Origin of the sequence: Dactylosporangium sp. CS-033363 (assembly GCF_050942475.1) — a bacterium.
GTDB lineage: Bacteria > Actinomycetota > Actinomycetes > Mycobacteriales > Micromonosporaceae > Dactylosporangium.
Map to the genome: position 1 here is coordinate 3,332,561 of NZ_CP192032.1, position 12,416 is coordinate 3,344,976.

Genomic DNA, 12,416 nt, shown 5'->3' on the forward strand with positions numbered 1-12,416 from the left:
ACTGCGGGGCATGGCGTCGGTGCGGGTCGAGACCATCGTGGCGGCCTCGCCCGGCGCGGTGTGGGCGGCGATCGCCGATGTCGGCAACGTGCACCGCCGCCTGCTCCCGGGCCGCGTGGCCGACGCGCGCATCGAGGGCGACGAGCGCATCCTGACGCTGCCGGACGGGACCGAGGTCCGGGAGCTGATCGTGGCGATCGATCACGAGCAACGGCGTCTCGCGTACTCCGTGCAGGGACCCGGGCGCCTCACGCTCGCCCATCACCACGCCGCGTTCGAGGTCCACGACCACGACGGCACCCGGGCCCGGCTCGTCTGGACCACCGACGTCCTGCCGCACGACCGCGAACCGGCCGTGCGGGCGCGGGTCGAACGCGGCATCGAGGAGATGCGCGCCGTCCTGGAGTCACACCGGGCCTGACTGGCGGGCGCGTTCGACCGCGGCCAGGGCGCGGCGGCAGAGCCGGGCCTCGTAGTGGTCGCGACCGTAGCGGCCCTGCCAGATGTCGCGGGCCCGGCGCAGCGAGGCGGCCGCCTCGTCGAGCCGCCCCAGGCCGAGCTGGATCGCCCCGAGCACCGCCGCGTCGGCCGCCACCTCGGGCGAGCCGCACCCGCGTTCGCGCGCGTGCCACACCAGCGCGGTGAGCGCCGCGATCAGCGCCTCCTCGTGCCGCCCCCGCGCGTGCGCGAGCCCGGCCAGGTTGTGGTGCACGACGCCGTGCAGCCCCGGGTCGGCGAGGGCGGCGGCGTAGTGGGCGGCGGCTTCGTCGTACCGGCCGGTGTCCTTGCACAACACCCCGAGCGCATTGCGGATCGCCGGATCGGGCGGCGCGGCGGTCAGCACGGCCTCGGCCTCGTCGAACTGCCCGAGCTCGCGCAGGCAGTTGCCCAGCGGCAACAGCGCCTCGGCCGCCCGGAACGTCTCGACCGCGTCCTCCTGCCGCCCGAGCTGAAACTGCAGGTCACCAAGCGTGACCCGGGCCGCCGTGAGCTCGGTGGAGCGCCCCGTGCGCTCGAACAGCCGCACCGCCTCGACGGCCGCGGCGAAGGCATCCATGTGCCGGTCGGCGGCCCACAACCGCAACGCCCGTCGATGCGAGCGCCGGGCCTGCGCCACGATCCGGAGCGGCCCGACGGCGGCATGCAGCGGAAACGGGGGCCGCGGCGGCCGGCCGGTCCAGGTGAGGGCCATCATGTCAGCCAGTACGCAGCGCCGCCGCGCCGGGTTCAAACCGTCCCGCCTGAGCTGTGAAAATGCCGTGGTTGCGCGAGCGCGGGACGATGGGCACATGGACGTCTTCGCCCCGTACGCCGGAACGTTGCTCCTGCCGGACAAGGCCCCGTTCGGCAGCGAGTCGTCGGTCACCCTCGCCGACGGCCGCCCCGTCGCCGTGATCCGCTGGCACAACTGGTCGATGCGGGCCCGCTACGAGATCCTCGCCCCGGGCACCGGCGCCCCGCTGGCGGCCGGCCACCGCCAGGGTTTCGGCGGGCGGAACTACTACCTGACCGACGCCCAGAGCCGCGCCCTGTTCCACCTCAAACTCGGCTTCTGGGGCCCGAACCGCCCGAGCGTGCTGACCCTGGCCAACGGGCGCGTCCTGAGCACCCGCGGCAACTGGACCTCCCGCCGCTTCGCGGTCACCGACGAGCAGCAGCGCGAGGTCGCCCGCCTGGTGAACAACAGCCCGATCCTGTCCATGCGCCCCGACGGCCTGGCCTTCGAACTGCAGAGCCCGGTCCTGTCCATCGTCCAGGCGATCGGCCTCGCCCAGTCCATGCGCGCGGCCATCGAGGCGAACCGCAGCGCATCGGTTGCCGCCAGCGGCTGACAAAACCAAAGACGCAAACGCCGCTCTGGTACGGCCTGAGCCGCGCACCCCCCGCCTCAGCGCGCTCATCGGTGGCGGCGAGTGGTCGTTCGCTCATCGCACGTGGGCGATCAGCCGGAACTGGACACCCACGCGGCGATCTCGGCTCGTCGCGACGCGCCCAGCTTCGGCAGGATGTGCTCGATGTGCGTGGCCACCGTGCGCGGTGAGATGAACAGGGCCGCGCCGATCTGCCGGTTGGTCGCGCCCGTCGCCACGTGCCGGGCCACCTCGGCCTCGCGCGCGGTGAGCAGTTCCGGAGCGCTATCCACTGTGGACAACGGGGGCAACGGGGCGGTGGCGAATGCGCCGGCGGCTTGGGTTCGGCGGTCGGCCTCGGCGGTGAGCGTGGCGGCCTCGGCCGGGCGGCGGGAGCGGTGCGCGGTACGAGCACGGTCGCGCAGTGCGGCCACGCCTTCCCAGAAGCGGTGGCGCTCGTCCCAGCCCGTGGACGCCGCGGCCAGGGCGGCGCGCGCCCGGCCGGTCTGGCCGGCGGCGAGGTCGAGCAGGCCCCGGGCGTGGTCGAGGGCGGGGAGGGTGCCGGGGATCATGCGGTACCGTAGCCGCTCCTCGCATTTGACGAGGAACGTGCGCGCTGCCGCGGTGTCGCCGGTGGCGAGGTGCGCGCGGACGCCGGTGACGACGAACGGGAACAGGTAGGCGGCGTCCCACGACGGTTCCGAGAGCTCCCAGCCGCGCTCGCACCACGCGGTGGCCTCCGCCGGGCGTCCACTGTGGAGGGCAAGCTCGGCCAGGCCCCAGACGGCGGGCGACAGGCGCTGCAGCTCGCCGATGTCCTCGCCCAGGATGCGCGCCTCGTGCAGGATGCGGGCGGCGGTGTCGAGGTCGCCGGTGCCGATCGCGAGGTAGCCGAGCACGTGCAGCGCGGTCGCCCGGGTGCCGAGGTCGCCGCGCCCGTCGGCGAGCGCCTGCTCGGCCCAGCGCCGCGCGCCCGTCCAGTCGCCGGTCGCCCAGAGCACGTGGCCGACGTGCGCGGCCATGTAGTTTCGATCGTTGAAGCGCTCGATTCGCTCGGCGAACGCGTACCCCTCGCGCAGCACACGCAGGCCCCGGTCGTACTCCACGAGCGCCGACGCGCAGCATCCGATCATCCGGTGACCGCGCGACACCTCGGCCTCCAGCCGCGCACCGGTGGCGTGCTCGACGGCCGTGGCCATCAGCGCCCAGCCCTCGGCCATCCCCCCGAACACCAGCGCCGCGCCGAGCGTCGCGTCCACGTTGATGCGCGTTTCGCCGTCCGCTTCGACCGCTTGCGCGCGCCGGCCGAACTCGATCGAGTCGTCGAGGCAGCGATCGAGCATGTACGCGGCGGACAGCGCGGCCAGAATGCGCGCGCGGGTGGCGCCGGTGTTCGTGTCGCCCAGCAGGGTGAGCGCCTCGCGCAGCAACTCGTCGCGCTCGTCGATCCCCGCGCCGAGGCGGTGCCGGGCCTCCGCCAGGTCGGGAACGAGCGCGGCCGCGTCGACGTCGGCGCCGAGGGTGCGGAACAGCTCGTACGCGGCGGTGAGCGCCTCGGCCGCCCCCTCGTTGTCGTCCACGGCGACGAGCTCGCCACCCAGTTCGGCCAGCACCGCCGCCCGTTGCGCGTCCGGCGTGCACGCGGGGGTGGTGCGCCGCGCCCGCCGATAGAGCTCCGCCGCCTCGCGGTGCGCCGACAGCCGGGCCGCCTCCCGCGCGGCCGTGAGCGCGTGCGGGTACGCCTCGCCGGGCCGGCCCGCGCGCTCGAACTGATCGCTGATGAACGCATCGCGCAGTCCGGCCCGGTGCGCCGCCCGGGCCGCGCGCGTGTGCAGGTCGCGCCGGCGCAGTGGACTCAGGCCGGCGTGCAGGGCCTCGCGGATGAGCCAGTGCCGGAAGTCGTACCGCAACGGGCCGCCCGGCTGCACGAACGCGCACTCCTCGAGCTCCCGCAGCGCCGCGTCGACCGCACCCTCGGCGTCGGACGTCATGGCGTGCAGCAGGTCCAGGTCGAACGAGCGCCCGATGACCGAGGCCGCGTCGGCGAGCGCGCGAGCACCCGGGCTGAGCGTCGCGGCCCGGGCGAGCACGGCGTCGGCGAGCGTGTCCGGCAGCGAAGCGTCACCGCGCAGGCAGGGGCCGGTGAACTCCTCGATGTGCAAGGGGACGCCGTCGCTTCGCTCGTACAGGGTCGCGGCGACCGCCTCCGGCACCGCCGCGCCCGCGATCCGCGCCGCCATCTCCGCTGTCTCGGACCGGGGCAGGCGGCCGAGCCGCGCCTCCTCGGCCAGCCGGCGATTGAGCAGACGCGCACGCCACGCTCGCGTCGGTGCGCGCGGGTACAGCTCGTCCGTGCGGTACGTACCGACGATGAGCAGTGGTGTCGTGGCGATGTCGCGCGCCGCTCGTTCGAGCGCGTCCAGCGTCAGCTCGTCCGCCCAGTGCAGATCCTCGAGCGCGAGCAGCACCGGGCCGTCGGCGGCGCACGCGGCGATGCGTCCGGCCAGTGCGGCGGTCCGCAGCCGGCGCCGGCGGTGCGGATCCCCGTCCGCCTCGGCCGCGGCCTCTGCCGTTGGCTCGGCCACGGCCTCAGCCTTTGCCTCGGCCTCGGCCTCGGCCGGGTCGTCGAGCCCGGCCAGCATGCCGCCGGCGACTTCGGCGTCGCCCGGGTACGCGTGGATCGTGCGGACCGCGAACCCCGCCGCCGTGGCCCGCGCGAGGATCGCCTCCAGCAGCCGGGTCTTGCCGATGCCGGCCTCCCCGGCCAGGAACAGCACGTGCCCGGCCCCGGCGCGGACCTCACCCAGGCGCCGGTCGGCCAGCGCGAGGAGGTCGTCGCGCCCGATCAGCACCGGGCACAGCGGCTGCACGCCCGACCCTAACCGGCCAGGTCCCGGCCGGTCTGTCCGTTGTCCGACGGGCCCGAGCCGGACTGTGACCCAGGTCACTGCTACCCGTACCCCGGCCCGGCCCGTGGGATCCGGGTGAGGGCAGCATGGACCCGGGAGGGCACGTGGAGCAGGACCTTCGCACGCGGCTGGACGACGAGCTGGCGGCCGCGCCCGAGCCGCCGATCGGCGATCTCGTCGGCGGCGCCGTGCGGCGCGGCAAGCGGCTGCGCGTTTGGCGCCGTTTGCGCACGGGAGGAGCGGCCGTCGCGGTGCTGGCGGTGCTCGCCGGCGGTGCGTCCTTCGCACGCGGCGCCGGGGACGAGCCGGACGCCCAGGTCGCGGCCCCGGTGAACCTGGTGCCCGCGAGCCCCGCCGGCCTGCTCCAGCTGCTGCTCGACACCCTGCCGCCCGGTGCGACCTCGCACTACGCCGCCGATCCGGCGCAGCCGATGATCCAGGTGTACCTCGACCGCGGCAACGGCCCCGGCATGCTGCGCGTGGCTGTTTCGAGGGCAGCAGGCGGTACCGAAAGAACGACGGTTTCCGAACTGCCCGACAACTGCGTGCAGCGGACGATCGTCACCGGCTATCACGCCGACGGTCTGCTGGTGCAGGTGAACGTCGCCTCCTGCCTGGCCTGGGACGGCACCCAGAACGCGCCCGCCGCGCAGGCGCTCACCGTCGAGGAGGCCCGTGCGGTCGCGGCCGACCCGCGGTGGGGCCTGCGCATCGACGAGTCGATCGAGACCGCGGGCGCGGCCCGGTTCGCGCAACTGCCGGCGATCGAATGAGCGAATACGACGACGACTTCGTCGAATATGCGCGCATCGCGGCCCCGCGGCTACGGCGCACGGCCTACCTGCTGTGCCACGACTGGCACCTCGCGCAGGATTTCACCCAGTCCGCGCTCGCGAAACTATTCGTGCACTGGCCGCGCATCCAGCGGCGGGAGAGCCCGGACGCGTACGCGCGCAAGGTCCTGCTGCGCGTGTTCCTCGATCACCAGCGGCGCAGCAGCAGCCGCGAGATCGTCACGGACCGCGTCGCCGAGCGCGCGGCCCCGGACGGCCGGCCCGAACTGCGCGTGACGCTGCTCGAGGCGCTGCGCCGGATCGCGCCCCGCGACCGGGCGATTCTCGTGCTGCGGTACTGGGAGGACCAGAGCATCGACACCGTCGCCGACCTGCTCGGCGTCTCCGCGGCCACGGTGAAGACGCAGAGCACGCGCGGCCTGAACCGGCTGCGCGACCTGCTCGGCGCCGACGAGCTCATCGGATTCTGAAGCCGTTTTCGACGGGCTCGTCGGGCTCATCGGATGTTGAAGCCGTTTTCGACGGGCTCGTCGAGCTCATCGGATGTTGAAGCCGCGCAGTCCTTCGACCGGCTCGTCGAGCGCCTCGACCCCGCTGACCGCGGCCTCGGCCGGGCCCTCGCCGGCCCAGGTGAGCAGCGCGGCGACCGGCTCGTCGGCCCCCTCGAACACCGCCTCGACCCGTCCGTCGGGCAGGTTGCGCACCCAGCCGGCGACGCCGTGCTCGGTCGCGACACGCCGGCATGTGTCGCGGAAGAACACGCCCTGCACTCGACCAGAAACGAGCACGCGTTTGCGGATCACGCACCTGACCGTACCCGGCGGAGGAGAAACGCACGCTCGGGTTCCGTCCGAACCAGCCGCAGGGCATCCTCCCAGGCCGCGCGCGACTCGGCGCCGCGGCCCAGGCGTTGCAGCAGGTCAGCCCGGACCGCGGGCACCAGATGGTGCTGGGGGAGCCGCTCGGCCAGCCCGTCGGTGAGCGCGAGCGCCGCCCCCGGATCACCCGCCTCCGCGACCGCCACGGCTCTGTTCAAACGAACAATCGGCGACCCCGTTCGCGCGTCCAAACGCGCATAGAGCCCGGCGATGCGCGCCCAGTCCGTCACGCCCGCGGTCGCCGCCCGCGCATGTTCGGCCGCAATCAGAGCCTCCAGGGTGTACCGGCCGGAGCCTGCACCTTCGCGCACGAACCCGAGCAGTTCGAAGCCCTGCCGCAACTCCGTCGGGTTCCAGCGTGTTCGATCCTGCTCGGCCAGGCGCACCAGCTGCCCGTTCGCGTCGATGCGCGCATCGCGCCGTGCGTGCTGCAGCACCATGAGCGCCAGCAGCGCGACGGGTTCCGGCTCGTCGGGGAGCAGGCCACCCAGCTCGTACCCGAGCCGGATCGCCTCCGCCGCCAGCCTCGGCCGCACCAACTGCGCACCCTCGGTCGCGCGGTAGCCCTCGGTGAAGAGGAGGTACACCGCCGTCAGCAGCCCGTCGAGGCGCTCGGCGAGCTCGGCCGGCGCAGGTGGCCGCAGCGGGATGCCGGCCTGCGCGATCTTCTTCTTGGCCCTGGTCAGCCGGGCCGCCATGGTCGTCTCCGGCACCAGGAACAGCCGGGCGATCTCGGCGGTGGTGAGCCCGGCCCCGAACCGAAGCATGAGCGCGGCGCGCGAGTCGGGCGCGAGCGCGGGGTGACAGCACGCGAAGAACAGCCGAAGCCGCTCGTCGCTGACCTCGTCGGGTTCGTCGTCCGTCTCGGCCGGCGTCGGCAGGTCGACGAGGAGCAGCGGGAGCCGCCGGCGGTCCGCCTCCTCGCGGCGCAGCCGGTCGAGCGCCCGCCGCCACGCGGTGGTGAGCAGCCAGGCGGCCGGGTTGGCGGGCACGCCGTCGCGCCCCCAGCGCCCGGCCGCGGCCACGAATGCGTCCTGCAGGCTGTCCTCGGCCAGGTCGAACCGCTTGAGCCGGGTCACGAGCAGCGCGAGCAGGCGCGGCCAGTGTTCGCGGTACGCGCGTTCGACCTCGTCCTGATGCGCGGAGCTCAGCCGGCCTCCCCGGGGACCATCGGCCGCACCTCGATCACGCCCGACGGCAGCTCCTTCGCCAGCGCCAGCGCCTCGTCCAGGTCGGCCGCCTCGATCAGGTAGAACCCGGCGAGCTGCTCGGACGTCTCCGCGAACGGGCCGTCGGTCACGCTGCTCGCGTCCCCGTCCCGGCGCAGCGTGGTCGCGGCCCCGGTCGGCGCGAGCTCGGCCCCGCCGCGCAGGGCGCCGCGCTCCATGAGCAGCTTGATGAACCGCTCGTGCTTGGCGTAGATCTCCCGCTTGGCGGCCTCGCCGGTCGCCTGCCACACCTGTTCGTCACCGTACAACAACAGCGCGTACTGCATGACCCCTCCTCATCGTCCGTTGCCACCATGACGCAGCCGAAGCCCCGAAATCGACAACGAGTGTGTTCGTCGCAGGGCGTCTCATCGCAAGGTGGCGAGGTCCAGGGCGCGCAGGCGGTCGGGATCGGCCAGGACGTCGATCGCGACGATGCGGCCCTCGGTCACGGTGAAGGCCATGACGAACAGCGGACGGTCCGGGCCGGCCGCCACCACGACGCCCGCGGCGCCGTTGACCAGGGCCGGGTAGACGAACGGGGACAGCCGCGACGACGCCAGCGCCTGGGTGGCCACCTGCTCCGGGCCGTGCAGCGTGAACGTGAGCCGCGGACGCGTCGGGCCGCCGTCCGAGCGCAGGATGATGTCCGGGTCGAGCACTTCGACGAGTGCGGCGAAGTCGCCGTTGCGCGATGCGGCGAAGAACGCGTCCACGACCGCGCGCTGGCGGGTGACGTCCGGGTCGGGGGCGGTCGGGCGGCCCTGCACGCGGCGGCGGGCGCGGCTGGCGAGCTGGCGGGTGGCGGCGGGTGAGCGTTCGAGCATCGGCGCGATGTCGTCGAACGGGACGGCGAACATGTCGTGCAGTACGAATGCGAGACGCTCGGCCGGCGTGAGCGTTTCGAGCACCACGAGCAGCGCCAGGCCCACCGAGTCGGCGAGCAGCGCTTCGTGCTCGGGATCGACGCCGGCCGCCGGGCTGACGATCGGGTCGGGTACGTGCACGTCGAGCGGGTCCTCGCGGCGCTGGGTGCGCGATCGGAGCTGATTCAGACAGACTCGCGCAACGATCGTGGTCAGCCAGGCGCCGAGGTTGTCCACGCCCTCGGCGCCGGCACGGCTCACCCGGATCCAGGCGTCCTGCACGGCATCGTCGGCCTCAGCGGTCGAACCGAGCATCCGGAACGCCACTGCGCGCAGCCGTCCGCGGTGCGTTTCGAACTGCTCATCCAGCCATGCGCGCTCGTCCACGTCAGTTCCCCTTTCGAAGGTTGATCATCCTCCAGGAGACCCCGCGCTCGGACGAGATGTGACCGGCTGCTCAGTATTGTTCGAGTTCCCAGGGATCGAGCAGTTCGCCGCCGTCGGGGGCGGTCAGGTCGAGCTCGCTGCCGTAGGACAGGCCGCGCCGGGGTGGGCGGGCCTTCGCGGAGTCGCCGAGCTGGCGGGCGACCTCGGCCAGCACGATGCCGGTGACGAGCCGATAGCGGCCCGGCGCGCCCGGCACGTCGACCCGCGCCCATTCCACCGTGCGCGACGGCGGCGGCTCCCAGCCCTCGTCCGGGATGACGATGAGCGTTCCGGCGCCGGTGAGATCCGTCCGGTGTACCGGCGGGCCGTCGGAGGTGGGGGAGCAGACCACGATCCGGGAGTACACCGGATCGGGTCCTTCGCTTGGCATCACGCGCAGCGGGTTGCGGTGGCTGCGGGCGGCCGCGCGGGACTCGGCGCGCAGGGGCCGTGGCGTGCCGAACCACACCTTGTCGCGGTCCTCGACGGCCACCGCCGACCAGCCGAAGGCGGCCGCGGAGCGCAGCGAACTGCCCGCTTCGACGTGGTCGCGCGGGGCGGCGAGCAGCACGTCGGGCCGCTGCGACCGGCGCGCGGGACGCCGGCCCGTCGCCCCGCTCAGGTAGTACAGCGCGACGGCGGCCGCGGTGGCCACGTTGAGCGTGTTCACGCCGCGCCCGGGCATCGGGATCTGCACGGTGTGAGCGGCGGCGCGCAACAGGTCCGGGCGGATGCCACGGCGCTCGTTGCCGACCACAATGGATGCTCCACTGTGGATTCTCCGGACGTTGTACACCGACTCGGCGCCCGGCGCGTTGTCGACCGCGACGATGGGCGTGGTGAGCAGTCCGTCGGTGTCCACCGTGGACAGGCCGGGCAGCTGCGACGAGAGGTCGCGGCTGTCGCGGAACCGGCACGGTACGGCGAACATGCCGGCCGCCTCCGTCAGAGCCGTGGCGTTCGCCGGGTTCTCGATCCCGTCGCCGACGAGCGTCACCATCGCGCCACCGTGGGCCCGGAAACCGTCGCCGCCTCGGCTTCTGAGACCGCCGCTTGAGCCGAGCATGCGTCGGCCATGAACGCCGGACTCACGACCGCGCTGGCCGAAACGAGTGCGCCGGCAGAGGCGATTGCATTCGCGGCGGTGACGGCGTCGGCCGAGGTGACTGCGTTGGCCGCGGCGGCTGCTCGGGCTCGGGCTGCGAACGCATCTGCGCGGCGCTCGTGGTCGGCGGTGCGCATGGCGGGCGTTCGATGTTTGTTTGCCGCGTGCTGGATCGTGTGGTGGCCGACTTCGTGCATGAGGCCGTCGAAGAGGACAAAGTCGCGCAGCGTTTCGTGCGGCCAGTGCACGCGCGTGGTCGCGGTGCCCGTTTCGACGATCGCGCCGGCGCGTTCCAGGCGGAGCAGCGCGGACCGTTGCAGCCGGCCGGTCAGGTGCCACGGCGGGATGCGCTGTTCGAACAGCAGGATGATGCCCGGCACGCGCAACTCGGCCACCGCGGGGCCGGTGCGGTGGCGCAGTTCGATGCGGCGGAGACCGTACGTTGCGGCCGGGCCGAAGGTGTCGAGCAACGCGGCGATGTCGGCGGGGGACGCCGGATGCACGAATCCCGGTCGCGCCGGGCGCATCCGGATCGGCACGGCGTGCGGACGGCGGGCGGCGCGCAGGTGGTAGGGGTCGGTGTGCAGCGTACGGCTCAAGAGGCAATCACATGCATGTTGATAGCAATGATCACCTCAGAGGGGCAACCGATTAAGAATCCCCCGTCGGGGTATATGTCCGAAATGTCGGGCAAGCGAAGCGCCCGACATTTCGCTCACGTCCACAGTGGACTGACGATCGCGGAGGCCGTGGTGCGTTCGGGCAGCGCTGGGCGGAAGACCTGGCCGGTTGAGAGGAGGAAGCGGTACAGGCCGCCGCTTCGGCCGAGCAGGAGCACGCGGTCCGGGGACTCCCAGACTCGGCCGGACGGGTGGTAGGGGTCCGGGCCCCGGAACCGGCGGTCCGCGCCGGGCAGCGGCACCACGCGCGCTGGGGACGGGCCGGATTCCGGTGGCTCATAGAGGTACAACTGCGGCGGTTGTCCTTGCCAGTGCTCGAGTGAGCGGCCGCCGGGGACCAAGCGGGTTGTTCGTTCCGTCATGGCCATGTGCGTCCAGCCCGTCGTGGGGCGCCAGAGGCGGCTGCCCTGTTCCAGGCCGGTGCCGCTGATCGGGTCCAGGCTGCGCAGGCGGCCGCCGATCGGCTCGGGGGCGGTGCCGGGGCGCCAGGCGACGGTGCCCTGGTCGGTGTTGGCGTACACGGCGCCGTTGTGCAGGCCTACTACCTGCAGCACCTGGTCCTTGGGCCATGGCATGGTGTCGTCGGTGCCGGTGGACAGGTTGATCAGGCGAACCTGGGCGTGGCGCTCGCTGCGCGTTTCGGACAGGGCGAGCAGGGTGCCGGTCGCGTCCACGTGGCAGTCGGTGCCCGCGCTGGGGCTGAGCAGGTCGAGGCGGCCGTCGGGGGCGGTCAGGGCCACGCCGCCGGCCGCGGTGAGGACAGTTCCGTAGCGGGTTTGCAGTGCGGTGCGCGGGTACTGGCCGGGCCAGTGTCCGATGACTGTCCACTTGCCGGCGGTTCGCGCATGTACCGACTCGCCGACGACCACACCCGCGCGTGGGGGTGCCTCGGGGCCGTCGTCCGGTGGCGGTGTCGGGAGTGGAGAGTGCGCGATTGTGTGCGCTTGGCGTCGCTTGCCGTCCGCGTCCAGGAAAACGAGCGGGTCGAACGAGGCGAGCGCTCGCTCGCGCGTGATGGCGCGTTCGAGCGTTGCGCGCACGTCGGCCGGGGTTTGCAGTGTTCGTTCGGCCACGTCGTCCAGGGTCAGCGGGCGGCCGGCCGCGTGGGACCATAGCAGCAGCATGACGACGTCGGACACCTCCTCCGGGCCGGGCGATGGCGATGTTGCCGCGCGGGCCAGGCGACGCGGTGGGTCGACGGGCCCGTCGACCGGCCAGAAGCGCAGCACGAACGTGTGCGAACGGACACAGACGCGCACCCGGTACAGCGCGGGGCCGGCGCCGAGTGGCAAGGCGTCGGAGCCCGGGCCGCCGGTCATGGTGCTCAGGCCGACCCGGCCGCCGGAGATCATCGGGGTCTCGAGGACGTCCGTCCAGCCGGCGCCGGAGTGCAAGCCGGGGTCCTCGGGCGGCGGGGGCCCGTCGTGCGCCTCGAGCCGCACCTCGAAGCGATCGCCGTACGCCCGAGCCTCGAGCCAGCCGTCGCCGGCCCGCGCGAACGTTCCGGACGGCTGCAGGTTCATCGACCCGGCGCCGAGCAGCATGCCGGGGCGGGGCCGGGCCTCCGCCCACGGGCCGGCGTCGCGGACCACGAGGGTGCCGAACTCGGGCCGGTACGCCAGGTCCTCATACGCGCGTCGCAACGCCACGCAGCGAGACCTTAGCGAAGGTGCGCGCGTGGCGCGGCCCACACCACAAGC

13 protein-coding genes are annotated in these 12,416 nt (G+C 73.5%); 4 read left to right on the forward strand and 9 right to left on the reverse strand.

Translation table 11 applies throughout. The features are described 5' to 3' along the window. The first annotated feature begins 10 nt into the window (after positions 1 to 10). Positions 11 to 421, forward strand: a complete 411-nt coding sequence (locus tag ACQPZ4_RS15470; RefSeq protein ID WP_433060872.1) for an SRPBCC family protein — start codon at positions 11 to 13, stop codon at positions 419 to 421. Here ACQPZ4_RS15470 and ACQPZ4_RS15475 read toward each other — a convergent pair. After that, positions 407 to 1,195 carry a tetratricopeptide repeat protein gene (locus ACQPZ4_RS15475; RefSeq protein WP_433060874.1) on the reverse strand — a complete coding sequence of 263 codons (789 nt, stop codon included), beginning with the start codon at positions 1,193 to 1,195 and terminating at the stop codon, positions 407 to 409. The genes ACQPZ4_RS15470 and ACQPZ4_RS15475 overlap by 15 nt on opposite strands. Positions 1,196 to 1,289: 94 nt before the next feature. Between ACQPZ4_RS15475 and ACQPZ4_RS15480 the strand changes: the two genes are divergently transcribed. Further along, on the forward strand, positions 1,290 to 1,832 hold the full coding sequence (locus ACQPZ4_RS15480) for a hypothetical protein (RefSeq protein WP_433060877.1): 543 nt from the start codon (positions 1,290 to 1,292) through the stop codon (positions 1,830 to 1,832). A gap of 110 nt (positions 1,833 to 1,942) precedes the next feature. On the opposite strand, the gene ACQPZ4_RS15485 is transcribed toward ACQPZ4_RS15480, so the two are convergent. Beyond that, positions 1,943 to 4,720, reverse strand: a complete 2,778-nt coding sequence (locus tag ACQPZ4_RS15485) for an ATP-binding protein (RefSeq protein ID WP_433060879.1) — start codon at positions 4,718 to 4,720, stop codon at positions 1,943 to 1,945. A 143-nt stretch (positions 4,721 to 4,863) separates the two neighbouring features. On the opposite strand from ACQPZ4_RS15485, the gene ACQPZ4_RS15490 reads away from it, so the two are divergent. Then, positions 4,864 to 5,532: a hypothetical protein gene (locus ACQPZ4_RS15490; protein WP_433060881.1), complete on the forward strand. Its 669-nt coding sequence runs from the start codon at positions 4,864 to 4,866 to the stop codon at positions 5,530 to 5,532. Continuing rightward, positions 5,529 to 6,023: a SigE family RNA polymerase sigma factor gene (locus ACQPZ4_RS15495; RefSeq protein WP_433060884.1), complete on the forward strand. Its 495-nt coding sequence runs from the start codon at positions 5,529 to 5,531 to the stop codon at positions 6,021 to 6,023. The genes ACQPZ4_RS15490 and ACQPZ4_RS15495 overlap by 4 nt, the downstream gene beginning before the upstream one ends. Before the next feature lie 66 nt (positions 6,024 to 6,089). On the opposite strand, the gene ACQPZ4_RS15500 is transcribed toward ACQPZ4_RS15495, so the two are convergent. The 7 genes from ACQPZ4_RS15500 to ACQPZ4_RS15530 all read right to left on the reverse strand — a co-directional run bounded on the left by ACQPZ4_RS15500 (position 6,090) and on the right by ACQPZ4_RS15530 (position 12,365). Then, complete coding sequence (locus tag ACQPZ4_RS15500; RefSeq protein ID WP_433060887.1) at positions 6,090 to 6,356, reverse strand: acylphosphatase; 267 nt, start codon at positions 6,354 to 6,356, stop codon at positions 6,090 to 6,092. After that, positions 6,353 to 7,510 (reverse strand): RNA polymerase sigma factor, encoded by a 1,158-nt coding sequence (locus tag ACQPZ4_RS15505; RefSeq protein ID WP_433060890.1) that lies wholly within the window; start codon positions 7,508 to 7,510, stop codon positions 6,353 to 6,355. Before ACQPZ4_RS15505 ends, ACQPZ4_RS15500 begins: the two co-directional genes overlap by 4 nt. A gap of 68 nt (positions 7,511 to 7,578) precedes the next feature. Continuing rightward, positions 7,579 to 7,926 (reverse strand): YciI family protein, encoded by a 348-nt coding sequence (locus ACQPZ4_RS15510; protein ID WP_433060892.1) that lies wholly within the window; start codon positions 7,924 to 7,926, stop codon positions 7,579 to 7,581. 81 nt (positions 7,927 to 8,007) lie between these two features. Next, positions 8,008 to 8,892, reverse strand: coding sequence for an RNA polymerase sigma factor SigJ (gene sigJ, locus ACQPZ4_RS15515; RefSeq protein WP_433060894.1), 885 nt, complete (start codon positions 8,890 to 8,892; stop codon positions 8,008 to 8,010). Positions 8,893 to 8,962: 70 nt separating this feature from the next. After that, positions 8,963 to 9,931, reverse strand: a complete 969-nt coding sequence (locus tag ACQPZ4_RS15520) for a TrmH family RNA methyltransferase (protein WP_433060897.1) — start codon at positions 9,929 to 9,931, stop codon at positions 8,963 to 8,965. Then, on the reverse strand, positions 9,925 to 10,635 hold the full coding sequence (locus ACQPZ4_RS15525; protein ID WP_433060899.1) for a hypothetical protein: 711 nt from the start codon (positions 10,633 to 10,635) through the stop codon (positions 9,925 to 9,927). Before ACQPZ4_RS15525 ends, ACQPZ4_RS15520 begins: the two co-directional genes overlap by 7 nt. A 116-nt stretch (positions 10,636 to 10,751) precedes the next feature. Further along, positions 10,752 to 12,365: a hypothetical protein gene (locus tag ACQPZ4_RS15530; RefSeq protein ID WP_433060902.1), complete on the reverse strand. Its 1,614-nt coding sequence runs from the start codon at positions 12,363 to 12,365 to the stop codon at positions 10,752 to 10,754. Positions 12,366 to 12,416: the final 51 nt, after the last annotated feature.